This is a genomic window from Pseudomonas soli (assembly GCF_021283165.2).
Lineage (GTDB): Bacteria > Pseudomonadota > Gammaproteobacteria > Pseudomonadales > Pseudomonadaceae > Aquipseudomonas > Aquipseudomonas soli.
In genome coordinates this window covers 4,604,780-4,628,483 of sequence record NZ_CP128543.1, presented here as the reverse complement: position 1 = coordinate 4,628,483, position 23,704 = coordinate 4,604,780, and the positions used below count along the sequence as shown (strand labels likewise).

General features: G+C 61.5%; 18 protein-coding genes, 2 tRNA genes and 3 rRNA genes. 17 read left to right on the top strand and 6 right to left on the bottom strand.

All coding sequences use genetic code 11. From position 1 onward, the window contains the following. The first annotated feature begins 55 nt into the window (after window positions 1-55). From LU688_RS21380 to LU688_RS21350, 7 genes are all read left to right on the top strand, one after another. The gene (locus LU688_RS21380) at window positions 56-748 is read left to right on the top strand and encodes a M949_RS01915 family surface polysaccharide biosynthesis protein (RefSeq protein ID WP_023629473.1); all 693 of its coding nucleotides are present in this window, start codon (window positions 56-58) and stop codon (window positions 746-748) included. A gap of 112 nt (window positions 749-860) precedes the next feature. Beyond that, the gene (locus LU688_RS21375) at window positions 861-1,187 is read left to right on the top strand and encodes a hypothetical protein (protein ID WP_023629474.1); all 327 of its coding nucleotides are present in this window, start codon (window positions 861-863) and stop codon (window positions 1,185-1,187) included. A 59-nt stretch (window positions 1,188-1,246) separates the two neighbouring features. Next, window positions 1,247-1,408: a hypothetical protein gene (locus LU688_RS21370; RefSeq protein ID WP_094012556.1), complete on the top strand. Its 162-nt coding sequence runs from the start codon at window positions 1,247-1,249 to the stop codon at window positions 1,406-1,408. 135 nt (window positions 1,409-1,543) lie between these two features. After that, window positions 1,544-1,660 (top strand): cytochrome c oxidase subunit CcoM, encoded by a 117-nt coding sequence (gene ccoM / locus LU688_RS21365; RefSeq protein ID WP_023629476.1) that lies wholly within the window; start codon window positions 1,544-1,546, stop codon window positions 1,658-1,660. A gap of 178 nt (window positions 1,661-1,838) precedes the next feature. Continuing rightward, the gene (locus LU688_RS21360) at window positions 1,839-3,827 is read left to right on the top strand and encodes an FUSC family protein (RefSeq protein WP_094012555.1); all 1,989 of its coding nucleotides are present in this window, start codon (window positions 1,839-1,841) and stop codon (window positions 3,825-3,827) included. After that, complete coding sequence (locus LU688_RS21355) at window positions 3,814-4,020, top strand: DUF1656 domain-containing protein (protein ID WP_023632903.1); 207 nt, start codon at window positions 3,814-3,816, stop codon at window positions 4,018-4,020. The genes LU688_RS21360 and LU688_RS21355 overlap by 14 nt, the downstream gene beginning before the upstream one ends. 11 nt (window positions 4,021-4,031) lie before the next feature. Beyond that, a complete protein-coding gene (locus LU688_RS21350; RefSeq protein WP_038706642.1) occupies window positions 4,032-4,892 on the top strand; it encodes an efflux RND transporter periplasmic adaptor subunit in 861 nt (286 codons plus the stop codon). Between the two features lie 108 nt (window positions 4,893-5,000). Here the strand turns inward: LU688_RS21350 and LU688_RS21345 are convergent, their stop codons facing one another. Beyond that, window positions 5,001-5,729, bottom strand: a complete 729-nt coding sequence (locus LU688_RS21345) for an SDR family oxidoreductase (RefSeq protein ID WP_038706641.1) — start codon at window positions 5,727-5,729, stop codon at window positions 5,001-5,003. Between the two features lie 101 nt (window positions 5,730-5,830). Here LU688_RS21345 and LU688_RS21340 point away from each other — a divergent pair, with 101 nt between their 5' ends. Continuing rightward, complete coding sequence (locus tag LU688_RS21340) at window positions 5,831-6,610, top strand: LysR family transcriptional regulator (RefSeq protein ID WP_023633149.1); 780 nt, start codon at window positions 5,831-5,833, stop codon at window positions 6,608-6,610. Between the two features lie 21 nt (window positions 6,611-6,631). On the opposite strand, the gene LU688_RS21335 is transcribed toward LU688_RS21340, so the two are convergent. Beyond that, the gene (locus tag LU688_RS21335; RefSeq protein ID WP_038706640.1) at window positions 6,632-7,390 is read right to left on the bottom strand and encodes an SDR family NAD(P)-dependent oxidoreductase; all 759 of its coding nucleotides are present in this window, start codon (window positions 7,388-7,390) and stop codon (window positions 6,632-6,634) included. 114 nt (window positions 7,391-7,504) lie between these two features. Between LU688_RS21335 and LU688_RS21330 the strand changes: the two genes are divergently transcribed. Further along, the gene (locus LU688_RS21330; RefSeq protein WP_038706639.1) at window positions 7,505-8,422 is read left to right on the top strand and encodes a LysR family transcriptional regulator; all 918 of its coding nucleotides are present in this window, start codon (window positions 7,505-7,507) and stop codon (window positions 8,420-8,422) included. Here the strand turns inward: LU688_RS21330 and LU688_RS21325 are convergent. Further along, the gene (locus LU688_RS21325; RefSeq protein WP_023629579.1) at window positions 8,361-9,575 is read right to left on the bottom strand and encodes a GAF domain-containing sensor histidine kinase; all 1,215 of its coding nucleotides are present in this window, start codon (window positions 9,573-9,575) and stop codon (window positions 8,361-8,363) included. The genes LU688_RS21330 and LU688_RS21325 overlap by 62 nt on opposite strands. 183 nt (window positions 9,576-9,758) lie before the next feature. Between LU688_RS21325 and LU688_RS21320 the strand changes: the two genes are divergently transcribed. Further along, window positions 9,759-10,079: a DUF2025 family protein gene (locus tag LU688_RS21320; RefSeq protein ID WP_023629578.1), complete on the top strand. Its 321-nt coding sequence runs from the start codon at window positions 9,759-9,761 to the stop codon at window positions 10,077-10,079. A gap of 15 nt (window positions 10,080-10,094) precedes the next feature. On the opposite strand, the gene LU688_RS21315 is transcribed toward LU688_RS21320, so the two are convergent. Both LU688_RS21315 and LU688_RS21310 read right to left on the bottom strand, forming a co-directional pair. Continuing rightward, complete coding sequence (locus LU688_RS21315) at window positions 10,095-12,677, bottom strand: bifunctional diguanylate cyclase/phosphodiesterase (protein ID WP_094012554.1); 2,583 nt, start codon at window positions 12,675-12,677, stop codon at window positions 10,095-10,097. Window positions 12,678-12,729: 52 nt separating this feature from the next. After that, the gene (locus LU688_RS21310; protein ID WP_177182956.1) at window positions 12,730-13,806 is read right to left on the bottom strand and encodes a diguanylate cyclase; all 1,077 of its coding nucleotides are present in this window, start codon (window positions 13,804-13,806) and stop codon (window positions 12,730-12,732) included. 125 nt (window positions 13,807-13,931) lie between these two features. On the opposite strand from LU688_RS21310, the gene LU688_RS21305 reads away from it, so the two are divergent. Continuing rightward, window positions 13,932-15,026, top strand: coding sequence for an MBL fold metallo-hydrolase (locus LU688_RS21305; RefSeq protein WP_094012553.1), 1,095 nt, complete (start codon window positions 13,932-13,934; stop codon window positions 15,024-15,026). On the opposite strand, the gene LU688_RS21300 is transcribed toward LU688_RS21305, so the two are convergent. After that, window positions 15,023-15,898 (bottom strand): formate/nitrite transporter family protein, encoded by an 876-nt coding sequence (locus tag LU688_RS21300; RefSeq protein WP_094012552.1) that lies wholly within the window; start codon window positions 15,896-15,898, stop codon window positions 15,023-15,025. The two genes, LU688_RS21305 and LU688_RS21300, sit on opposite strands and share 4 nt — an antisense overlap. 459 nt (window positions 15,899-16,357) lie before the next feature. Between LU688_RS21300 and LU688_RS21295 the strand changes: the two genes are divergently transcribed. The 6 genes from LU688_RS21295 (at window position 16,358) to LU688_RS21270 (ending at window position 23,546) form a co-directional block, all read left to right on the top strand. Further along, window positions 16,358-17,894, top strand: a 16S ribosomal RNA gene (locus tag LU688_RS21295). Between the two features lie 86 nt (window positions 17,895-17,980). Next, window positions 17,981-18,057 (top strand) — tRNA-Ile (locus LU688_RS21290). Window positions 18,058-18,081: 24 nt separating this feature from the next. Further along, window positions 18,082-18,157, top strand: a tRNA-Ala gene (locus LU688_RS21285). Between the two features lie 245 nt (window positions 18,158-18,402). Further along, a 23S ribosomal RNA gene (locus tag LU688_RS21280) occupies window positions 18,403-21,296 on the top strand. A 133-nt stretch (window positions 21,297-21,429) separates the two neighbouring features. Beyond that, window positions 21,430-21,545: ribosomal RNA gene (gene rrf, locus LU688_RS21275) — 5S ribosomal RNA — on the top strand. The 16S, 23S and 5S rRNA genes sit together here with 2 tRNA genes alongside, the layout of an rRNA operon. Window positions 21,546-21,902: 357 nt before the next feature. Then, a complete protein-coding gene (locus LU688_RS21270) occupies window positions 21,903-23,546 on the top strand; it encodes an acetolactate synthase large subunit (protein WP_094011782.1) in 1,644 nt (547 codons plus the stop codon). Window positions 23,547-23,704 lie beyond the last annotated feature (158 nt).

Sequence of the window (23,704 nt, the reverse complement as noted above, 5' to 3'; positions counted from 1 at the left end):
CAGTGAGTCTAGCGTGTTCATCGACGAACACCCGTCACGAGGGCCATGCGCCAACATGTTTGCCAAGCACCGCTGGTTGAACGTCACCTTGGGCCTGGGCAGCCTGGCGCTGCTGGCCGCCTGCGAACAGAAAAGCTTCGAGATCCTGCCGCCAATCCCGGTCGAACAACTGGAAGTGCTCGGTGTGCAGACGCCGATCAAGAGCGTGCATTTTCATGACCGCGAGGGCGAGGGCCTGCTGGTGCTGAGCCGGGTCGACGGCCAGGCCACCGACCCCGATACCGAGGAGGAAGTCGACAAGGTGGTGCTCAAGGCCACCCTGTATGGCCGTGCCGCCAGTGCCGATGTCTTCAAGCCGCGCTGGCAGATCGAGCAGGAGACCACCTGCGCTGGCCTGGACCTGGACGTCGACTTCTATACCGATGTCAGTGATGTCGGCGACCTGAACAAGGACGGTGTCGCCGAAGTGACAGTGGCCAGCCATGCCTTCTGCGGTGGCGGTATCGACCCCCACGACATCGCCATCGAGATGCGTGAAGGCCAGGCGATCTACACCATCACCGGTCAGTCGCTGATCAGCCCGCCCGGTGAGGACCCGTTCGGCGGCGAGCGCGAAGACAGCGCATCGTTGAAGAATGCCCCGCCAGGTGTGCGCGAACATATGGATGCGGTCTGGCAGCAGGTTTACAAGCGGCCATGGAGCGAGGCGAGCCCTCCACCCGACGACCCGGACGAAGACGCCGAGTAGGCCCGCGCTATACTCCAGCGCAATGCGGCGTTGTGACACGCCGCACACCTTCGACCGCAGGCATTCAAGGCGGCGCACCACCAGCCGACAACAAGACTACAGGAGACCTCCCATGCTGCCGCCAATCATCCCGCTCAGTGCCGCCCCCGTGACCTCGCAACACGACCCGGTCAAGCCGCCGCCGACCATTGCGCCGGTGGTGCCCACGCAGCCGACCTCCAGCGATGGCACGATCGACCTGAAGAATCATCGTGATCCCGAAGAGCAGGCCTTGCTGCTGCGTGACGAGCAACGCCGCCAGCAAAAAAGGCGCAAGCAGGCTGAAGGTGATCGTTACGAGGCGCTGCCGGGCGAGGAACTCAACGCCGACAACACCGTGCCGGTGGCGCCGATGGGCGAGCGCACGCGCCAGGGGTTGCTGGTGGATATCGAAGTCTGACTAGTCAGCGCCCTGGCAAGCCTTCATTATTGAGGCCTCTGCTGTCCGTCGAGCCCGCCATGAGCCAAGACAACCTGATCGATTTCGGCGCCGAACGCGCCAAACGCATTCACGACCTCAATGACAAGCGCCTGGACGACATGCGCCAGGCCTTCGAGCAGGCCATGCCACTGAGCCAGGCCAAGAAGAAAAAGCCCAAGGGCAAACCGAAGAAGCGCTGAAACTTGATGCAGGTCAACCCTGCACCCGCCTTCCGCGCCCGGCTCCGGGCGCCATTGACTCCGGTCAATTTTCCCCCTCCTCGCATTGGTTACCTTGCCCCCATCGGATGACGGCACATCAAGGGAGGAGCCGACATGTTCTTCGACAACGTGGTTATCGCCGGGGTGGTAACAGTCGGGTTGATGTTGGCCTTCTTCGCCGGTCTGGGCATTTTCATCTGGAAGGACTCGAAAAAGCGCAACCAGCGCTGATCCTTCCCGATACACGAGCACGCAAGGCATTTAGGGCGACTTCGGTCGCCCATTTTTTTTGCCTGCGAAAATCTGTCCATCTAGATGATTAGCTAGCTAATTAATCGTTTGCGCTTTATCCTCTCTTTCGTTGTCTATCTTTCTTCCTATTACCCCCTGCGCGCCCAAGGTCCGTTTCGTGCCCATCACCTTCCAGGCCCTGTTTGCCCCCAGCAGCCTCGCCCTCAAGTTCGCCATCAAGACCTTGCTCGGTGGCGGCCTGGCGTTGTGGCTGGCGATGCGCTGGGGCCTGGAGCAACCGGCGTGGGCGCTGATGACCGCCTTCATCGTCGCCCAGCCGTTGTCGGGGATGGTGGTGCAGAAGGGCTTGGCGCGGTTGGCCGGCACCCTGGTCGGCACCTGCATGTCGGTGGTGTTCATCGGCCTGTTTGCCCAGACCCCGTGGCTGTTCCTGCTGACCCTGGCCTTGTGGCTGGCCCTGTGCACCGCTGCCTCGACCCAACTGCGCAGCGCCTGGGCCTACGCGTTCGTGCTGGCCGGCTACACCGTGGCGATCATCGCCCTGCCGGCGATCGACCATCCGCTGCAGGTATTCGACCAGGCCGTGGCGCGCTGCACCGAGATCTGCCTGGGCATCGTCTGCGCCACCCTAACCAGCGCGCTGCTCTGGCCAATGCGCGTGGAGCAGCAACTGGCCGGCCAGGCTCGCCAGGCTTGGCACAACGGCCTGCAGGCGGCCAGCGCCATGCTTGGGGGCGAAGACGAGGCACGCAGCGGCCTGCTAGACAGCCTCGGGCGCATCGTCGCCATTGATGCCCAGCGCGAACACGCCTGGTTCGAAGGCAGCCGCGGCCGCCAGCGCGCCCGGGCGATCAGCGGCCTGAGCCAGTCACTGATGGTGCTTTTGCGCATCTCACGCTCGGTGCGCAGACAGTGGCGCCAGCTTGAAGAGGGCGAAGCCAGGCATCTGGCGCCATGGCTGGAAGAGGTGCGCGCTCACCTGGCCAGCCCCGACCAGCCCAGCTTGCTGCTGTTGCGCCAGCGTGTCTGGGACGCCGCCCACGACGAGCGGATCAGCCCCGCCGAGCATTACTGCCTGGCGCGCCTGAGCTTGCTGCTGGACTACACGATGGCTTGCACCCAGGCCCTCGACGACGTCGAGCAGGGGCGGGCGCCAAGAAAGGCGACACAGAGCCTGGCAACTCATCGCGACCTGTCCCTTGCCCTGCTGTTCGGTTCGCGCAGCGCCCTGGCCTTCCTGGCCATGAGCAGTTTCTGGCTGGCCACGGCCTGGCCATCGGCGCCAGGCGGCCTGGTGCTCACCTGTGTGGTCTGCAGCCTGTTCGCCAGCCGCGAGAACGGCGCGCAGATCGGCCTGAGTTTCCTGCGCGGTATCCTCCTGGCCATCCCGGTGGCGTTCCTGGTGGGGCAGATCCTGCTGCCGCAATGGAGCAGCTTCGCCATGCTCTGCCTGGGCATGGGCGTGCCGCTGTTCTTCGGCGCACTGGGCATGGCCCATCCGCGTACCGGGGCGACTGCCACTTCCTATTGCCTGCACTTCATCGTTTTGGTGGCGCCGCTCAATGCCATGCATTTCGATGTGGCGACCATGCTCAACAGCGCCCAGGCCATGCTGCTGGGCGTGGGCGCCGCGGTAATGGCGTTCCGCTTGCTGGTGCTGCGCCACCCGGCCTGGCTTGGCCGGCGCCTGCGCGCGGCCACGCAAGGCGACCTGGTGCGCCTGACCCGGCGCGACCTGCGCGGCGCCGACAGCTGGTTCGGTGGGCGCATGGCCGACCGCCTGATGCAACTGGCGCGGCATGCCAGTGAGCTGCCCGAAGCCGAGCGCAAGCGCTGGGACGATGGCCTGCACGGTCTGGATATCGGTGACGAACTGGTGCACCTGCGCATGTGCCTGGCCGTGGCCAAGGCGCCGCTGGGCAATGCCGAGCGCCAGTACCTGCAGCAGTTGCAGGCGGTACTCGCCAGCGGCCCGGCGCCGGGGCGGGGCCAGCGCCTGGACGCCGCCAGTGAAGAGTTCATCGAGGCCCTGCGCCGCCAGCCGCCCAGTGACCCGCTGCGCCTGGCCATCGGCGCGGTGCTGCAATTGCGCAAGAGCTGGGGCAAGTGGTGCCGCTGGCAGGAGGAAGCCCATGGAGTTGCGTGAGTGGGCAGTGGGCGGCGTGCTGCTCAGCCCGTTTTTGATCTATGTGTTGCTGGCGCTGGTGCTCACCGGGCTGTTGCGCTTCGTCGTGCAGGCCACCCCCCTGGGGCGCTGGATCTGGCACGAGGCGTTGTTCGACGCGGCACTGTTCGTCTGTGTGCTGTATGGGGTGGTGCGCCTGTCAGGCCCTTTGTAAGGAGTAAGTCCATGCGTACAGTCGTACGTACCCTGGTCACCTTGTGTGTGGTGATCCTCGCTGTTTTTGCCGGCTATCAACTGTGGCAGTACTACATGCTCACGCCCTGGACCCGGGATGCCCGGGTGCGTGCCGACGTGGTGGTGATCGCCCCAGACGTGTCTGGCTGGGTCAGCGCGTTGAAGGTGCATGACAACCAGCAGGTGAAGGCCGGCGAGCTGCTGATGAGCATCGACCGCGAACGCTTCCAGGCCGCCTTCGAGCAGGCCACCGCCGTGGTCGAGACGCGTACCCAGCAGTTGCGCCTGCGCGAGCGTGAGGCCGCCCGGCGCACTGCCCTGGGCCCTGAGGCGATCAGTGCCGAGTTGCGTGAGAACGCCCAGATCAACGCCGCTGTCGCCCGCGGCGAACTGCACGAGGCCGAGGCCCAGTTACAGGTGGCAAAGATCAACCTGGCCCGCAGCGAAGTCCGAGCCCCGCGCGGCGGGCATATCACCAATCTACGCCTGGCCGAGGGCAATTTCGTCAACACCGGGCAATCGGTGATGGCGCTGGTGGACGATGCCACTTTCTATATCCAGGCGTATTTCGAAGAAACCAAGCTGCCGCGGATTCGCGTCGGTGACCCGGTCAAGGTCTGGCTCATGGGTGCCGGCGATGCGATGCAAGGGCAGGTGGAAAGCATCAGCCGAGGGATCACCGACCGCAACTCGACGCCGGATGGGCAGTTGCTGCCCGAGGTGGAGCCAACGTTCAACTGGGTGCGGCTGGCGCAGCGCATTCCCGTGCGCATCCGCCTGGACCAGGTGCCCGAGGGCGTGACCCTGAGCGCCGGCATGACGGCGAGCGTGCAGGTGCATGAAACGCCTTGAAGGCGCAGGCCTGCGCCCACTGGATTGCGCATGACTTGAACCCGGTGCGGTCGGTTTGGGAGCCGGCTCGCCGGCGAACGGGGCGCATGGCGCCCCCGGTACTCAGCCTCAAGGCTGCTGGGCAGTCGCCGCCAGCACGATCTCGCGAATGCACACTTGCTGCGGCTGCTGGTAGGCCCAGACGATCGCCCCGGCGACATCCTCCGCCGACAGCACCACGCCGCCCATGTCATTGGCCTTCCACGCTTCGTAGTCGCGCTTGATGCCCTCGTCGGTGGTATGCCCGAGCAGCTCGGTCTCCACTGCGCCCGGCGCGATGGTCACCACCCGCACATTGTGCGGCGCCAACTCCTCGCGCAGGTTCTCCGACAACCCGTGCACGGCGAACTTGCTGCCTACGTAGGCCACATGGTTGGGGAAGGTCTTGCGTCCGGCCACCGAGCTGACATTGATCAGGGTGCCATGGCGCCGCTCGACCATCCCGCCGATCAGCGCGTGCACGCCGTTGAGCAGGCCTTTGACGTTGATGTCGAACATGCGCTCCCATTGTTCCGGGTCCTGTTCGTGCATCTGCCCCAGCAGCATCACCCCGGCATTGTTCACCAGGGCATCGGCCGGCCCGTACACGGCTTCGGCCTCGGCCACGGCGGCCACCAGCGCCGCGCGGTCGCGGATATCCACGGCGCGGCACAGGCAATCAGGCAACGCCAGCGCCTCCAGGCGATCCAGGCGGCGGGCGATCAGCAACAGCGGATGGCCCGCGGCGGAAAAGCGTTGGGCGGTGGCGGCGCCGATGCCGGAGCTGGCGCCGGTGATAATGATCAGGGGTTTGTTCATGGTTGCCTCCCAGGCATAATCACTTTCGATGGCCAGGATTCTAGATAACCCTTTCGGCCATGAAAAACGGCTTATTTCTCTGGCTGGCATCGGTTCTATCTATGGATATCCGGCATCTCAAGGCTTTTATCGCGGTATTCGAAGCGCGCAACATCACTGTAGCCGCCCAGCGCCTGTGCGTGGCGCAGCCGACCTTGTCGGTGACTATCCGCCAGCTGGAGGATGACCTGGGCGCCGAGCTGTTCCTGCGTCAGGCCCGTGGGGTCGAAGTCAGCGAGCAGGCGCGTGAGCTGTATCCCCAGGCCTGTCGCATGGTGGCCGAGGCCGATGCGCTGCGCCTGCGCTTTCGCCAGGGGCAGGAGCGGATGCCTTTGGCCCTGGGCATCGAGGCGGACATCGCGCCGGCCCAGGTCGAGGCTTGCGTGCGCCTGGCCAACCAGGCGGTGGCGGGCCTGCAATTGACCTTGCTCGAAGGCTGCGACGGGGATGCGCGGCTGGCCGATGAGGCCCAGCGCTGCGAGGACGAACTGTTCCTGCCGTTGTGGGAGGAGGCCTTTGTGCTGGTGATGGCGACCGGCAGCCAGCCGGACGGGCGCTGGATCACCTGTCCGCAGCATCCTTCGCACCAGCGCCTGATGGGGTTGTACGGCGAAGGCGAGCAGGTTGGCCAGGCCGGTTCGTTGCAACTGGCGCTGGCCATGGTCGCCGCCGGGCTGGGCGCGGCATGGTTGCCGCAGTCCCTGGCCGAGCGCTGTCCCGGGGTCTACTGGCGGCCCGGCAGCGGCCTGGCACTGCGGCGCCGGATCGGCTTGTGCATCACCCATGAGGCTTTGTCACTCCCTGCCGTCGCCGCGCTGCACCAGGCCTTGAACAGAGCTTGAGCGCATTGCGCAGCGTGCGCCTCAGAGGAACATGCCCCCCGACACCTCCAGCCGCTGCCCGCTGATCCAGCCATTGCCATCTTCCAGCAACAGGGCGATGGCCGCGCCGATATCGTCGGGCAGGCCGACCCGGCCCAGCGCGGTGTTGCCAGCGATGTAGTCATTGACCTGCTGATTGTCACGCACCACGCCCCCGCCGAAATCGGTCTCGATGGCGCCCGGCGCGAGAATGTTCACCCGGATGCCGCGCGCGCCCAGTTCCTTGGCCTGGTAGCGGGTCAGTACTTCCATGGCGCCCTTCATGGCCGCATAGGCGGCATAGCCGGGCAGGGCGAAGCGGGTCAGGCCGGTGGAGATGTTGACGATGCGCCCGCCGTCGGCCAGCAGCGGCAGCAGGCGCTGGGTAAGGAAGAACGGGCCTTTGAGCTGGATGTTCAGCAACTGGTCGAACTGCGCCTCGCTGGTCTCGCTGAATGGCACGTTCAGGCCGATGCCGGCGTTGTTCACCAGGAAGTCCAGCTGACGGCGGCCGAACTGCTGTTCGAGGGTGTCGCCCAGGCGTTCGACGAAACCTGCGAAGCTGACGCTGTCGCTGACGTCCAGTGGCAGCATGGCGGCGCGCACGCCGGCCTGCTCCAGCGTGGCCGCAACGGCGCGGGCTTCGTCGGCCTTGCTGTGGTAGGTGCCGATGATGTCGATGCCACGGGCGGCCAGGTGTTCGGCGGTGTTCTTGCCCAGGCCGCGGCTGGCGCCGGTGATCAGTGCGATCTTGCGAGTCATGTCGGATACCTCGTTATGGCTGGCTGTTGCGGACAGGTTATTGATCGTGGATAGGCTGTTAAATCCACGGATTCCGGAAATACTGTTCGTATAAATAGGACAATGAGGATGGGTATGAACAAGCTGGATCTGCTGCGTACCTTTGTCAGGGTCAGCGAACTGAGCAGTTTCACCCTGGCCGGCGAAAGCCTGGGGCTGCCGCGCTCGACTGTCTCCGAACAGGTGCGGGCGCTGGAAAACCTGCTCGGCACGCGCCTGCTCAACCGCACCACGCGCCGGGTGCGCACGACCCAGGACGGCGCCTTGCTGTACGAGCGCAGCAAGGACCTGTTGTCGGGCATGGATGAGATTGAAAGCCTGTTCAGCGCCGACGACGCCGAGCTGGCCGGGCGTCTGCGGATCGACCTGCCTACCATGATGGCGCGACGGGTCATCGTGCCGGCGCTGCCGCGGTTTCTCGAGCGTTTCCCGCGCCTGGACGTGGAGATCAGTTGCACCGACCGCCAGGTCGACCTGCTGCGCGAAGGTTTTGACTGCGTGATGCGCATCGGCATGCTCAGCGACCTGGATGTGGTAGCGCGCCCGGTTGGGCGGCTGAGCATGCGCAACTGCGCCAGCCCCGCCTATCTAGAGCGGCATGGCCTACCCCGCAGCCTGGAGGACCTGGCCGACCATAGATTGGTCCACTACGTGCGCAACCTCGGCGCGCGCAGTGCCGGATTCGAATACGAGCAGGGCGGCGAACTGCGCTTCCAGGCCATGGCCGGCGTGGTCACGGTGAACAATGCAGAGGCCTATTCCGCTGCCTGTCTTGCTGGGCTCGGTCTGATTCAGGTGCCGGCGGTAGGCGTCGACGAGCATCTGCGTGACGGTGAACTGGTGTCGCTGCTCGAGCCCTGGCAGGCGCGGGCCATGCCGGTTTCGCTGTTGTATGCGCGGCAGCGCCATGTGCCGCGCCGGGTCCAGGCGTTCATGAACTGGCTCTCGGTGCTGCTGGAGTCGCAGGTCGATCCGCCGGCAGGTGAACACTGAACAGCGTGCCCGCCTCGGCACTGGACGTCACCTCCATGTGACCGCCGTGGGCCAGGGCGATCTGCTTGGCGATGTACAGGCCCAGCCCCAGGCCTGCCTGGGGCGCGCCGGAGATCGGTCGGGTGAAGGGCTCGAACAGCAGGGGTAGGGTTTGTGGGTCTATCGGCGTGCCCTGGTTGTGCACGCTAAGGTCGAACGTATTATCGCTGAGGGTCGCACGCACGGTGACCGGGCCCTGTGGATCGCCATGAAGCAGGGCATTGGCTATCAGGTTGGACAACAGTTGCGTGATCCGTTCGCGGTCACACAACAGTCCTCCAACTTGGCCAATGTCAAGGATGATGCGCCGTCGCGGGTGCACACGCTGCAGTTCGGAGGCCACATGGCCGAGGGCTTCGGGCAGATCGTGGCAAGGCTGCAAGTTCAAAGGGATCCCCGCACCGAGGCGGCCACGGGCAAAGTCCAGCATATCGCGCACCAGTTCGGTGGCTCGCCGGCCGCAGGTACGGATATGCAGGGCGATAGCACGTTGTTTGTCGTCCACCAGCCGTTGGCTGAGCAATTCGGCACCGGCAGTGATGGCGAACAGCGGGTTGCGCAGGTCGTGTCCGAGTACCGCAATGAACTGCTCACGGACCTCGGCCATGGCGCGCTCTTTGTGCAGGGCACGCTCAGTGCGCTGGGCGCTTTCCTCGCTTTCGATCTGGATGGCCAGCAGGCGGGCGAACGATTCCATCATTGGCTGGATTGCCGTGCCTTTGAGTTGCGTTGGCTGGGCGTCCAGGGCACAGATGGTACCGAAGAAGCTGCCGTCGGTACGTAGCACCGGAACTGAAATGTAGCTTTCGAAGCGATACTGGTGCGGGGCGTGGTGGCGGCAGTACTGCTCATCCTCGCTGGCCTTGTCGATGATGATGGTCTGGCGTGTACTGCGGATTTCGTGGCACAGCGTGGAGGCGACCTCGAGTTCACCGCCTACTTCGAGGCCGAATCCCAGGGTGTCGAGCACCGCGCAGGCCGTCCAGCTGCTTTCGGTCACCCGGGCCACGGCGGCAAAGCGCAGGCCCGTGGTCTCGCAGATGACCTGGAGGATGGCCGGCACGGCGTTGATGCGACCAATGATGGCGATGTCGGCGGTGACGGCCTGGGTCATGAGGGGCGGATCCGATAACGACGAAGGGGCTCGAAAATCCAGTCTAGCGGGCCTTGGCGCGATGGGTGAAAAACCTTGGCGAACGGTCTGGCACTTGGGTTAGGCTGGCACTTGCGCGTTGCCCGCCAGAGGCGACCGCCCCCTCTGCGTGCGTCACTTCCGAATTCTTTGCGAGGTTACGCCATGGCCATCACATCCCAGGACATCTGCATCGCCGCCGACCAGCTCAAGGGCTTCGTCGGCTTTCACGGCAAACGCGGCACCCATATCGTGCGGTTTTCAGAGGACGCGTTCGGCATGGACGTGGCCGACGACAGCATCACGCCCTGCAGCGAGTTCGTCTGGCGGCCCGAGGCTGATGCACGCATGGCGCTGTGCCGAGAGCGCCTGGCGTTGCTGCTGGAACAGCATGTGGATGACAGGTTAAATATCGGCGAGCCGTTGCGCATCTACCTCAACCGTACCGATTTGCCCGAGATTGTCGCTGAGCGCAACCTGCGTTGAGCCTGGGCAGTGCATTCAGGACGCATCCTGGCGAACTTCCCGGTTAGCCAGCAGCGCCTCGAACGCGGCCCGGTCCACCGGCCTGCTCAAGTAGTAGCCCTGCACCTCATGGCACTGCTCCTTGTCCAGCGCCTTCAATTGCTGCTCGGTCTCCACGCCCTCGGCGGTCACGGTCAGCCCCATGGCCTTGCCGAGGTTGATGATCGCCTGGACCACGGCCCGGTCGTTGCCGCTCTGGCTGCTCAATCCGGCGATGAAGCGCTTGTCTATCTTGATGCTGTCGAAGGGGTAGGTGCGCAGGTAGCCCAGTGAAGAGTAGCCGGTGCCGAAGTCGTCCATGTTCAGGCGCACGCCCAGTTCCTTGAGCGCGAGCATGGTGCCCAGGGCGCCTTCGATGTCGTTGAGCATCACGTTCTCGGTGATTTCCAGCTCCAGGCGCTGGGCGGGGAATCCGGTGTCCAGCAACACCTGGCGCACATCGGCGACCACATCGCTACGGGAGAACTGCGCGGGCGACAGGTTGACCGAGACCAGCAGCTCTTCGGGCCAGTCACGGGCATTGCGGCAGGCTTCTTCGAGCACCCAGCGGCCCAGCGGGACGATCAGGTCGCTCTGTTCGGCCAAGGGAATGAAGGTGTCTGGCCCGATAAGCCCTTCCTGGGGATGCTCCCAGCGCAAAAGAGCTTCCACCGAAACAATGCGCAGATCGTCCAGGCGGTAGCGTGGCTGGTAGTGCAGCACGAACTCGTGCTGCTTGATCGCCCGGCGCAGGTCGTTTTCCAGCTGGCGGCGGTACTGGATCTGCTGGTTCATTTCCGGCGAGAAGTAGCGCCAGGTGTTCTTGCCGTCGGCCTTGGCCTGGTACAGGGCAATGTCGGCGCAACGGATCAGTTCGCCGGCATCGTAGCCCTGTGCCCGGGTCTGGGCGATGCCGATGCTGGCGCCGATGTGCAACTGGTGCTCCTCGAAACCGATGGGTTGTTGCAGCAGGTCGAGCAGGCGTGCGCAGAAGCGGTCGATCTCGCTGCGGTTGTCCAGGCCATGCAGGGCCAGGACGAACTCATCGCCACCCAGGCGGGCAACCAGGTCATCGTCGCGGGTAGTATCGCGCAGGCGGCTGGCCACTTCCTGCAACACCGCATCGCCGGCGGGGTGGCCGAGGGAGTCGTTGATCGGCTTGAAGCTGTCCAGGTCGAGCAGCAACAGCGTCAGCGGCGGCGAGTCGCTGCCGCGCAGCAGGGCTTGTTCGAGATGGCGCGAGAGTTTGTTGCGATTTGCCAGGCCCGTCAGGGCGTCGTGCATCGACAGGTGCTGGATGCGGGCATGGGCGGCAACCTCGTCGGTGATGTCGCTGGCGGTGCCGCGAAACCCGGCGAGCTTGCCTTCATAGATGATCGAGCGCGCCGACACACGGCAGTAACGGTTCTGCCCGGTGGCGTCATCGTAGTTGCAACGCAGGTTGGCCAGTTGCTGCGTGTCGCTGTCGGCCTCGTTGTCGAGCCAGGGCAGCAGGGGCGTGGTGTCGCAGGCCAGCAACTGGTTGAGCGGCTGGCCTAGCCAGTCCTCGATGCGGTAGCCGGTGACGCTGACGAAGCGCTGCGACAGGTAGGTCAGGCGGTGATGGCGGTCGGTTTCCCAGATCCAGTCGGAGGCTGCTTCGGCCACTGCGCGAAAGCGCTGCTCGCTGGCCTCCAGGGCGCGGTTGCTCTGCTGCAATCGCAGCAGGCTTTCATCTATTGCCCGGGAACTGCGCAGGGCGTGGCGGAACAGGTAGAGCACCACCAGGCCAAGCATCAGGAATACCGCCAACAGCGGCGGCAGGAAGGCATGGAGCAGTTGGCGGCCCGGCAACGGCGTGTTCCATACCAGGTGATAACCGGTTTCGCCGAGGGCGATATGCGGTTGTCCGGCCTCAGCGACGGTGCTTTTCTCCAGGCGCATGCCGGTCAAACCCGCGCCTTTGCCCAGAACTGCGAGCTTGGTTTCGGTCAGCTGGTCGACGAACACCATCACCGGCGCCTGTTTTACATCAGCCTCGGTCACTTCCTTGTCCGGGCGTACTGCCGCGGCGCTGAGCACTGCGGGCCAGCCGTTGAAGCGTACGAAGTGGGTTACCTGCTCGCGGGCCGGTGCTGCCCTGCGCGCCGCGTCGATGATTGCCGCCAGGGGGCTGTCGATATGGGCGCTAGCCGGCGAGTCGGTGGGTTTGCCCTTGAACAGGGCGTAGGTGGTGCGCTCATCCTCGACCACGAACACACCTTCGTAGCCGCTGGCGCTGTACAGCGACTCACCGACGTTCTTTTCGTCATATGCCCACTGCCAGTCGACCTTGCCTACCAGATGTGCGTAGGCGGCGTCCCAGACGGCGTAGCTGGAGAGGAACTGGCGCGAGGCCACCAGCCGTTGTTCCAGTGCCTGAGAGGCCTGGAAGGTGCTTTGCTGCAGCGCCTGGCGGTCCAGCGTGGTGGCGATGTTGAACAATGCCACCAGGGTGAACACGCAGGCGAGCCCGAACAGCGCGCAGAAACCGCCGACCAGGCGGCGCACCTGCAGGCGCGAGGTGGGTCTGGAGGATGAAAGGTCGACGTTCCTGTCCATGTACGGGCGACTCCTTCAACTGCTGTCTTGCGCCCGAGGCCTGGGCGAAGGTTCAGTCAGGATAGGCCAGCCTGAGCGTGGCGGCCTCGCCGCGAGCGAAATTGACCTGGTCGCGCCCCTGGTGCTTGGCGGCATACAGGGCCTTGTCGGCCTGTTCCAGCCAGTGCTCCGGTGAGGCGAGGCCCGGACGGAAGTCGGCCAGGCCGATGCTCAGGCTGATGCGCAAGCCCGGCAAGTGCGGGTTGCGGTAGGCGGCCACGTGTTCGCGCAGGCGCTCCATGGCCTGGCAGGCCTGGGCTTCGTGGGTGCCGGGGAGGATTACGCAGAACTCGTCGCCGCCATAGCGCCCGGCCAGGTCGTCTTCGCGCAAGCTGCGCTTGAGCTCCTGGCTGAGTTGGCGCAGCACGCAGTCGCCGACCACATGGCCGTAGGTATCGTTGATGGTCTTGAAGTGGTCGATGTCGATCAGCGCGATGACCGCCGGCAGCCTTTGCTGCTGGCAGATCTGGAACTTGAGCAGCAGCAGGTCTTTCCACGAGCCATGGTTGAGCAGGCCGGTCAGGCTGTCGGTACGGCTCAGGGCGCTGAGGCGGCGCTTGTGTTCGGTCAGCTTGATCGCCAGCTGATAGCACACCCAGCCCAGGGCCAGGGGGTAGAGGGTCAGCATCGGCAGGCAGGCGAGGACCTGCAACTGCGTGGCCTGTGTCTGCAGGCCTGTGCCGAGCAGCGCGGTGGCCAGGAGCATGCCGCACAGCTGCGCAAACAGGCCGCGTAGCAGCACGCGTTTGCCACCGGCGGCGACGTTGTTCATGGTCATCATCGACAGGATGGTGACGCTGGGTAGCGGGTTGAAGTGGATAGCCGCAGTCCAGAAACCGCCCATCAGCGAATCCAGCAGGATGTTGCGCTGCTCGGCCTGGTAGGGAGTGGCCGAGCGCAGGGCCCACAGGTAGGCCGCATGTGGCCAGACCAGGCCATTGAGCAACAGCAAGGCCCAGGCCCAGGTCGGTGGGTTCAGCGGGGCGATGGCGGCCATCACGGCGAACAGGCCGATCCCCAGGCCGATGATGCGCGGCAGGTAGATGCGCCTGACGAAAGAGAGCCCCTTGCCGCTGCGGTTGTCGATCATGGTTATCGTTCTTCTGTGGAGCGCCGTTTATCGCATAAGTAATGTGAATATTGTTGAACAATCCTTCATCGGCGAAAAATGACCTTGCAAGCCATTTCACGGTTGATCCGACCCTGTGGAGTAATATGAAGGCTTTCCTCTTTTGCGGAGTGCTGCTGCTCATGGTCCCCATGGCTATCCCCGCTGGCGAGCCGGCACCGCAGCGTGACGGACGCTTTCTCAACCAGGTCGAACTGCCCAAGGATGGCGTGCTCAAGAAGCTGCGCATCGGCGTCAAGTACCTGTTGCTGCGCAAGCCACCGCAAACACGACCGGATGCGGCGCTGACCCTCCAGCCGATGACCCGCCAGCAGGTGGCTGACGCACCGGATCACAGCCTGTGGCGCCTCGGCCATTCCACCGTGCTGCTCAAGTTGCGCGGGCGCTTCTTCATTACCGACCCGGTGTTCGCCGAGCGCGCCTCGCCGGTGCAATGGGCCGGGCCGTTACGCTTCCATGCGCCGCCGCTGGCGCTGAGCGACCTGCCGCCACTGACTGCGGTGATTCTCTCCCACGACCATTACGACCATCTGGATGAGCAGGCCATCCGCCAACTGGCACCGCGCACCGAGCATTTCCTAGCACCGTTGGGCGTGGGGGACCTGCTCATCGAGTGGGGCGTGCCACCGGCCAAGGTGCGACAACTGGACTGGTGGCAGGAAACCGAAGTCGAAGGGGTGCGCTTCGTCGCCACGCCTGCCCAGCATTTTTCCGGGCGCGGGCTGTTCGACAGCAACCGCAGACTCTGGGCGTCCTGGGTGATGATCGACGAAGGGCTGCGGCTGTTCTTCAGTGGCGATACCGGCTATTTCGACGGTTTCCGTGAAGTCGGCGAGCAGTATGGGCCGTTCGATCTGACCCTGATGGAGACTGGCGCCTATAACGTTGCCTGGCCCAATGTGCACATGCAGCCGGAACAGACCCTGCAGGCGCACCTGGACTTGCGAGGTCGCTGGCTGTTGCCGATTCATAACGGCACCTTCGACCTGTCCATCCACGGTTGGCAGGAGCCCTTCGAGCGTATCCTGGCCCTGGCCAATACCGCCCAGGTGCTACTGAGCACGCCGCAGATGGGCGAGCGGGTCAGCCTCGACTCGCCGCACCCCGGGCAGAACTGGTGGCGGCCACGGCCATTGCCGCAGCGGGGCAGGGGAGCCGAACGGGCGGTTGCGGCGCGCTAGTCCTTGGTCTGTTTGTCGTCCTTCAATAGCTTCGAGGGAGGCTTGCCGCTGTCGCTGCGTACCTGGGCGTGGCTGATCAGGGCGAAGATGAAGCTGCCGCCGATGATGTTGCCCGCCAGGGTGGGCAATGCGAAGTCGAGCCAGAACGCTTGCCAGGTTTCATCGCCGGCCCAGACCAGGTACGACACCTCCACCGAGCCCACGACAATGTGGGTGAAGTCGCCGAGGGCCATCAGGTAGGTGATCACCAGGATGATCCAGATCTTGGCGTGCTCCATGGACGGGATCATCCAGACCATGGTGGCGATCATCCACCCGGAGACGATGCCCTTGGCGAACATCTGGCTGATGTCGTTGGTCATCACCTTGCGGCCCACCTCAAGGAAGGCGATGTCGGTCTTGCTGTCGAAGATCGGCAGTTCGAGCATCACCCAGGCCACCAGCAGCGTGCCGGCCAGGTTGCCGAGCAGGACGACGCACCACAGGCGCAGCAGCCGGCCGAGATTGCTCAGGGTGGGCGCGGTCATCACCGGGAGCACGGCGGTCAGGGTGTTCTCGGTGAACAGTTGCTGGCGGGCGAGGATCACCGCCAGGAAGCCTGCGCTGTAGCCCAGGCTGGCGACTACCTGGGCGCTGTCGCCTTCGGGCAGGCGGGCATAGAACAGCCCCATGGCCATCAACGACAGGCCCATGGTCAGACCGGCCGCCAGCGCGGACCACCACAAGGCGGCGAGGGTGCGCTCCAGTTCCTGGTCGCCCTGGTAGCGGATGATCTCGTGCAAGACAGCCGCCCGCGGCGGCTGGTTGTGGCTGACTTCCTGCTCTTCGTCCGCCGATAGCCCCGGGGTCTTCTCATTCTGTGCATCGCTCATGGCAAAGCCGCTCCGCTTGCGTGTTTCTCTACAGAGCGGCAACCGTGGCGAATAGTTGCCGACGTGCCGTCGGATGGTGATCGAAAGTTTTTCAGATCAAGGTGTTGACTCTGAAATCAAACCGCGTATTATTCGCCTCCTCGCAGCGTTGAACGCCACGAGGCAAGCGGTAAGTTGTTGAGGTAGAAGGTGTTTTGCAAAAAGCGGCTTCTGAAAAACTTCAAAATAAACGCTTGACAGCAAATGAGGAAAGCGTAGAATGCGCGCCTCGGTTGAGACGAAACGCTCTTAACCAAACGCTCTTTAACAAATTGAATCAAGCAATTCGTGTGGGTGCTTGTGAGTATGGACTGATAGTCGCCAAGATTATCAGCATCACAAGTGGCCATGCGAGAAATCACATAGTCATTTGAGATTGCTGAGCCAAGTTTAGGGTTTCTTAAAAACCCAAGCAGTATTGAACTGAAGAGTTTGATCATGGCTCAGATTGAACGCTGGCGGCAGGCCTAACACATGCAAGTCGAGCGGATGACGGGAGCTTGCTCCTTGATTCAGCGGCGGACGGGTGAGTAATGCCTAGGAATCTGCCTGGTAGTGGGGGACAACGTTTCGAAAGGAACGCTAATACCGCATACGTCCTACGGGAGAAAGCAGGGGACCTTCGGGCCTTGCGCTATCAGATGAGCCTAGGTCGGATTAGCTAGTAGGTGAGGTAATGGCTCACCTAGGCGACGATCCGTAACTGGTCTGAGAGGATGATCAGTCACACTGGAACTGAGACACGGTCCAGACTCCTACGGGAGGCAGCAGTGGGGAATATTGGACAATGGGCGAAAGCCTGATCCAGCCATGCCGCGTGTGTGAAGAAGGTCTTCGGATTGTAAAGCACTTTAAGTTGGGAGGAAGGGTTGTACGCTAATACCGTGCAATTTTGACGTTACCGACAGAATAAGCACCGGCTAACTCTGTGCCAGCAGCCGCGGTAATACAGAGGGTGCAAGCGTTAATCGGAATTACTGGGCGTAAAGCGCGCGTAGGTGGTTCGTTAAGTTGGATGTGAAAGCCCCGGGCTCAACCTGGGAACTGCATCCAAAACTGGCGAGCTAGAGTATGGTAGAGGGTGGTGGAATTTCCTGTGTAGCGGTGAAATGCGTAGATATAGGAAGGAACACCAGTGGCGAAGGCGACCACCTGGACTGATACTGACACTGAGGTGCGAAAGCGTGGGGAGCAAACAGGATTAGATACCCTGGTAGTCCACGCCGTAAACGATGTCAACTAGCCGTTGGAATCCTTGAGATTTTAGTGGCGCAGCTAACGCATTAAGTTGACCGCCTGGGGAGTACGGCCGCAAGGTTAAAACTCAAATGAATTGACGGGGGCCCGCACAAGCGGTGGAGCATGTGGTTTAATTCGAAGCAACGCGAAGAACCTTACCAGGCCTTGACATGCAGAGAACTTTCCAGAGATGGATTGGTGCCTTCGGGAACTCTGACACAGGTGCTGCATGGCTGTCGTCAGCTCGTGTCGTGAGATGTTGGGTTAAGTCCCGTAACGAGCGCAACCCTTGTCCTTAGTTACCAGCACGTTATGGTGGGCACTCTAAGGAGACTGCCGGTGACAAACCGGAGGAAGGTGGGGATGACGTCAAGTCATCATGGCCCTTACGGCCTGGGCTACACACGTGCTACAATGGTCGGTACAGAGGGTTGCCAAGCCGCGAGGTGGAGCTAATCTCACAAAACCGATCGTAGTCCGGATCGCAGTCTGCAACTCGACTGCGTGAAGTCGGAATCGCTAGTAATCGCAAATCAGAATGTTGCGGTGAATACGTTCCCGGGCCTTGTACACACCGCCCGTCACACCATGGGAGTGGGTTGCACCAGAAGTAGCTAGTCTAACCTTCGGGAGGACGGTTACCACGGTGTGATTCATGACTGGGGTGAAGTCGTAACAAGGTAGCCGTAGGGGAACCTGCGGCTGGATCACCTCCTTAATCGAAGACATCAGCCTGCTGATGAGCTCCCACACGAATTGCTTGATTCATTGTGTAAAGACGATGCTGTAACGCGACCCTGTTATAGGTCTGTAGCTCAGTTGGTTAGAGCGCACCCCTGATAAGGGTGAGGTCGGCAGTTCAAATCTGCCCAGACCTACCAATTACTTGGTGCGGCTGGTCAAATGGGGCCATAGCTCAGCTGGGAGAGCGCCTGCCTTGCACGCAGGAGGTCAGCGGTTCGATCCCGCTTGGCTCCACCACTCTTTCAGGTTTCGCAGCACTGCTCAGAACTTAGAAATGAACATTCGGTGATGAATGTTGATTTCTGACTTTTGTCAGATCGTTCTTTAAAAATTCGGATATGTGATAGAAATAGACTGAACACCAGTTTCACTGCTGGTGGATCAGGCTAAGGTAAAATTTGTGAGTTCTGCTCGAAAGAGCGACGTGCGAATTTTCGGCGAATGTCGTCTTCACAGTATAACCAGATTGCTTGGGGTTATATGGTCAAGTGAAGAAGCGCATACGGTGGATGCCTTGGCAGTCAGAGGCGATGAAAGACGTGGTAGCCTGCGATAAGCTTTGGGGAGTCGGCAAACAGACTGTGATCCAGAGATCTCTGAATGGGGGAACCCAGCCAGCACAAGCTGGTTATCTTGTACTGAATACATAGGTGCAAGAGGCGAACCAGGGGAACTGAAACATCTAAGTACCCTGAGGAAAAGAAATCAACCGAGATTCCCTTAGTAGTGGCGAGCGAACGGGGACCAGCCCTTAAGCTGGTTTGAGATTAGTGGAACGCTCTGGAAAGTGCGGCCATAGTGGGTGATAGCCCCGTACACGAAAATCTCTTGCCAGTGAAATCGAGTAGGACGGAGCACGAGAAACTTTGTCTGAACATGGGGGGACCATCCTCCAAGGCTAAATACTACTGACTGACCGATAGTGAACCAGTACCGTGAGGGAAAGGCGAAAAGAACCCCGGAGAGGGGAGTGAAATAGAACCTGAAACCGTATGCGTACAAGCAGTGGGAGCCTACTTTGTTAGGTGACTGCGTACCTTTTGTATAATGGGTCAGCGACTTATATTCAGTGGCGAGCTTAACCGAATAGGGGAGGCGTAGCGAAAGCGAGTCTTAATAGGGCGCTTTAGTCGCTGGGTATAGACCCGAAACCGGGCGATCTATCCATGGGCAGGTTGAAGGTTAGGTAACACTGACTGGAGGACCGAACCGACTACCGTTGAAAAGTTAGCGGATGACCTGTGGATCGGAGTGAAAGGCTAATCAAGCTCGGAGATAGCTGGTTCTCCTCGAAAGCTATTTAGGTAGCGCCTCATGTATCACTGTAGGGGGTAGAGCACTGTTTCGGCTAGGGGGTCATCCCGACTTACCAAACCGATGCAAACTCCGAATACCTACAAGTGCCGAGCATGGGAGACACACGGCGGGTGCTAACGTCCGTCGTGAAAAGGGAAACAACCCAGACCGTCAGCTAAGGTCCCAAAGTCATGGTTAAGTGGGAAACGATGTGGGAAGGCTTAGACAGCTAGGAGGTTGGCTTAGAAGCAGCCACCCTTTAAAGAAAGCGTAATAGCTCACTAGTCGAGTCGGCCTGCGCGGAAGATGTAACGGGGCTCAAACCATGCACCGAAGCTACGGGTATCACCTTTAGGTGATGCGGTAGAGGAGCGTTCTGTAAGCCTGTGAAGGTGAGTTGAGAAGCTTGCTGGAGGTATCAGAAGTGCGAATGCTGACATGAGTAACGACAATGCGAGTGAAAAACTCGCACGCCGAAAGACCAAGGTTTCCTGCGCAACGTTAATCGACGCAGGGTTAGTCGGTCCCTAAGGCGAGGCTGAAAAGCGTAGTCGATGGAAAACAGGTTAATATTCCTGTACTTCCAGTTATTGCGATGGAGGGACGGAGAAGGCTAGGCCAGCTTGGCGTTGGTTGTCCAAGTTTAAGGTGGTAGGCTGAGATCTTAGGCAAATCCGGGATCTCAAGGCCGAGAGCTGATGACGAGTGCTCATTAGAGCGCGAAGTGGTTGATGCCATGCTTCCAAGAAAAGCTCCTAAGCTTCAGATAACTGGGAACCGTACCCCAAACCGACACAGGTGGTTAGGTAGAGAATACCAAGGCGCTTGAGAGAACTCGGGTGAAGGAACTAGGCAAAATGGCACCGTAACTTCGGGAGAAGGTGCGCCGGTGAGGGTGAAGCACTTGCTGCGTAAGCCCACGCCGGTCGAAGATACCAGGCCGCTGCGACTGTTTATTAAAAACACAGCACTCTGCAAACACGAAAGTGGACGTATAGGGTGTGACGCCTGCCCGGTGCCGGAAGGTTAATTGATGGGGTTAGCGCAAGCGAAGCTCTTGATCGAAGCCCCGGTAAACGGCGGCCGTAACTATAACGGTCCTAAGGTAGCGAAATTCCTTGTCGGGTAAGTTCCGACCTGCACGAATGGCGTAACGATGGCGGCGCTGTCTCCACCCGAGACTCAGTGAAATTGAAATCGCTGTGAAGATGCAGTGTATCCGCGGCTAGACGGAAAGACCCCGTGAACCTTTACTATAGCTTTGCACTGGACTTTGAGCTTGCTTGTGTAGGATAGGTGGGAGGCTTTGAAGTGGGGACGCCAGTTCTCATGGAGCCATCCTTGAAATACCACCCTGGCAACCTTGAGGTTCTAACTCAGGTCCGTTATCCGGATCGAGGACAGTGTATGGTGGGTAGTTTGACTGGGGCGGTCTCCTCCCAAAGAGTAACGGAGGAGTACGAAGGTGCGCTCAGACCGGTCGGAAATCGGTCGTAGAGTATAAAGGCAAAAGCGCGCTTGACTGCGAGACACACACGTCGAGCAGGTACGAAAGTAGGTCTTAGTGATCCGGTGGTTCTGTATGGAAGGGCCATCGCTCAACGGATAAAAGGTACTCCGGGGATAACAGGCTGATACCGCCCAAGAGTTCATATCGACGGCGGTGTTTGGCACCTCGATGTCGGCTCATCACATCCTGGGGCTGAAGCCGGTCCCAAGGGTATGGCTGTTCGCCATTTAAAGTGGTACGCGAGCTGGGTTTAGAACGTCGTGAGACAGTTCGGTCCCTATCTGCCGTGGACGTTTGAGATTTGAGAGGGGCTGCTCCTAGTACGAGAGGACCGGAGTGGACGAACCTCTGGTGTTCCGGTTGTCACGCCAGTGGCATTGCCGGGTAGCTATGTTCGGAAGAGATAACCGCTGAAAGCATCTAAGCGGGAAACTTGCCTCAAGATGAGATCTCACTGGAGCCTTGAGCTCCCTGAAGGGCCGTCGAAGACTACGACGTTGATAGGTTGGGTGTGTAAGCGCTGTGAGGCGTTGAGCTAACCAATACTAATTGCCCGTGAGGCTTGACCATATAACACCCAAGCAATTTGCTCACGCAGATTGCGGTGGTGAAGACGAAACGAACCGAAAGTTCGCGACGAATCACAAGATCACATATCCGAATTGGCTGGCATGTCTGCAAAGACGTACTGGCAACCGAATTTCTTGACGACCATAGAGCATTGGAACCACCTGATCCCATCCCGAACTCAGCAGTGAAACGATGCATCGCCGATGGTAGTGTGGGGTTTCCCCATGTGAGAGTAGGTCATCGTCAAGATTCATTTCGCAAAACCCCTATCTGCGCGAGCAGGTAGGGGTTTTGTCTTTGTGCCCGGAAAAGTCTGTGGGGCTGGCTTGCCGGCGATGCGCTGCGTCAGCGGCGCTCTCTACGGCTGATTGGCTTCATCGCAGACATCCCTGCGTTCACCGCAAATATCCTTTGCTCGTCGGCTACCTCACACCGCCTCGTCACAGGTGCGACAATATTGCCGTCACATTAAGTGACTTCCCCGCACCTACCCTGCGTCAAGGCTTAGGTTCGGGGCAATCCTGGCACCCGGACCGAGCGATGCCAGCGTACCGTGCTGCGCATTTCTGGACTTTCACCGTCCTATTACTTGAGGTTAGAAGCAAGATGGCCAAGGCCGCCGATGTCGTTGTGCAATGCCTGGAAAACGAAGGTGTCGAGTATGTGTTCGGCATTCCTGGTGAGGAAAACCTCGACCTGCTCGAGTCCCTGCGCAAGTCGAAGATCAAGCTGGTACTGACCCGCCACGAACAGTCCGCGGGCTTCATGGCCGCCACCTATGGCCGCCTGACCGGCAAGACCGGCGTCAGCCTGTCGACCCTCGGCCCTGGCGCGACCAACCTGGTGACCGCCAGCGCCTACGCCTACCTGGGCGGCATGCCGATGATGATGATCACCGGCCAGAAGCCGATCAAGAAGTCCAAGCAGGGCCGCTTCCAGATCATCGACGTGTGCGGCATGATGGACCCCATCACCAAGTACACCCACCAGTTCGCTTCGGCCGACAACATCCCTGCGCGCATGCGTGAAGCCTTCCGCCTGGCTGAAGAAGAGAAGCCGGGCGCCGTGCACCTGGAACTGCCGGAAGACATCGCCGCCGAGCAGACCGATGCCCTGCCGATCCCGCGCAGCCTGCACCGTCGCCCGCTGGCCGAGCACGTGGCCATCGAAGCCGCCGTCGAGAAGCTGAAGAACGCCCGTAACCCGATCCTGGTGATCGGCGCCGGCGCCAACCGCAAGATGACTGCCAAGGTCCTCAAGCAACTGATCGACAAGACCGGCATCCCGTTCATCACCACCCAGATGGGTAAAGGTGTGGTCGACGAGCGCCACCCGCGCTTCCTGGGCAACGCCGCGCTGTCCTCCGGCGATTTTGTACATCGTGCGGTTGAAGCCGCCGACCTGATCGTCAACATCGGCCACGACGTGATCGAGAAGCCACCGTTCTTCATGGTCCGTGGCGGTACCGAAGTGATCCACGTCAGCTTCCGTTCGGCCGAGGTGGATGCCGTGTACTTCCCGCAGGTGGAAGTGATCGGCGACATCGCCAACGCCGTGTGGCAGATCAGCGAAGCGCTGACCGACACCAGCCACTGGGACTTCACCCGCCTGATGGCCATCCGCGAAGCCAACGAAGCGCAGATCGCCGAAGGCGCTGACGACAACCGCTTCCCGGTCTACCCGCAGCGCATGGTTGCCGACATCCGCCGCGCCCTGCCGTCCGAAGGCATCGTCGCCCTGGACAACGGCATCTACAAGATCTGGTTCGCCCGCAACTACAAGGCGCACAAACCCAACACCGTGCTGCTGGACAACGCCCTGGCGACCATGGGCGCCGGCCTGCCATCGGCCATGGCATCGCACCTGGTCTACCCGGATCGCCCGGTGATCTCGGTCTGCGGCGACGGCGGCTTCATGATGAACAGCCAGGAGCTGGAAACGGCAGTTCGCTTAGGGATGCACATCACCGTGGTCATCCTGCGTGACGACGGCTACGGCATGATCCGCTGGAAGCAGGCCAACATGGGCTTCACCGATTTCGGCCTGGACTACGGCAACCCGGACTTCGTCAAATACGCCGAAGCCTACGGTGCCAATGGCCACCGCGTGGAGAGCGCCGAAGGCTTCCTGCCGCTGCTCGAACACTGCATCAAGACCCCGGGCGTGCACGTGATCGACTGCCCGGTCGACTACAGCGAGAACGACCGCATCCTCAACAGCGAGCTGCGTGAGCGCGCGCTGGCGGTCTAAACCGTAGCACCCTCATCGCGGGGCAATCCTGCTCCCACGTTGTGCAAGAACAACGTGGGTGCGGGATTGCCCCGTGATTGCGTCTGTTCTGGCAACGACGCACTCAGCACCGCGATACCCATCTACCACTCACCATCTCCCGGCTCTCGGCATGCTCA

Bases quoted from the DNA above. Each gene is read 5' to 3' on its own strand.
- LU688_RS21305 (WP_094012553.1), top strand. From the start codon at position 13,932: ATGAAGGCTTTCCTCTTTTGCGGAGTGCTGCTGCTCATGGTCCCCATG.
- ccoM (WP_023629476.1), top strand. From the start codon at position 1,544: ATGTTCTTCGACAACGTGGTTATCGCCGGGGTGGTAACAGTCGGGTTG.
- LU688_RS21380 (WP_023629473.1), top strand. From the start codon at position 56: ATGTTTGCCAAGCACCGCTGGTTGAACGTCACCTTGGGCCTGGGCAGC.
- LU688_RS21375 (WP_023629474.1), top strand. From the start codon at position 861: ATGCTGCCGCCAATCATCCCGCTCAGTGCCGCCCCCGTGACCTCGCAA.
- LU688_RS21370 (WP_094012556.1), top strand. From the start codon at position 1,247: ATGAGCCAAGACAACCTGATCGATTTCGGCGCCGAACGCGCCAAACGC.
- LU688_RS21350 (WP_038706642.1), top strand. From the start codon at position 4,032: ATGCGTACAGTCGTACGTACCCTGGTCACCTTGTGTGTGGTGATCCTC.
- LU688_RS21340 (WP_023633149.1), top strand. From the start codon at position 5,831: ATGGATATCCGGCATCTCAAGGCTTTTATCGCGGTATTCGAAGCGCGC.
- LU688_RS21335 (WP_038706640.1), bottom strand. From the start codon at position 7,390: ATGACTCGCAAGATCGCACTGATCACCGGCGCCAGCCGCGGCCTGGGC.
- LU688_RS21325 (WP_023629579.1), bottom strand. From the start codon at position 9,575: ATGACCCAGGCCGTCACCGCCGACATCGCCATCATTGGTCGCATCAAC.
- LU688_RS21310 (WP_177182956.1), bottom strand. From the start codon at position 13,806: ATGATCGACAACCGCAGCGGCAAGGGGCTCTCTTTCGTCAGGCGCATC.
- LU688_RS21270 (WP_094011782.1), top strand. From the start codon at position 21,903: ATGGCCAAGGCCGCCGATGTCGTTGTGCAATGCCTGGAAAACGAAGGT.
- LU688_RS21330 (WP_038706639.1), top strand. From the start codon at position 7,505: ATGAACAAGCTGGATCTGCTGCGTACCTTTGTCAGGGTCAGCGAACTG.
- LU688_RS21320 (WP_023629578.1), top strand. From the start codon at position 9,759: ATGGCCATCACATCCCAGGACATCTGCATCGCCGCCGACCAGCTCAAG.
- LU688_RS21345 (WP_038706641.1), bottom strand. From the start codon at position 5,729: ATGAACAAACCCCTGATCATTATCACCGGCGCCAGCTCCGGCATCGGC.
- LU688_RS21315 (WP_094012554.1), bottom strand. From the start codon at position 12,677: ATGGACAGGAACGTCGACCTTTCATCCTCCAGACCCACCTCGCGCCTG.
- LU688_RS21300 (WP_094012552.1), bottom strand. From the start codon at position 15,898: ATGAGCGATGCACAGAATGAGAAGACCCCGGGGCTATCGGCGGACGAA.
- LU688_RS21355 (WP_023632903.1), top strand. From the start codon at position 3,814: ATGGAGTTGCGTGAGTGGGCAGTGGGCGGCGTGCTGCTCAGCCCGTTT.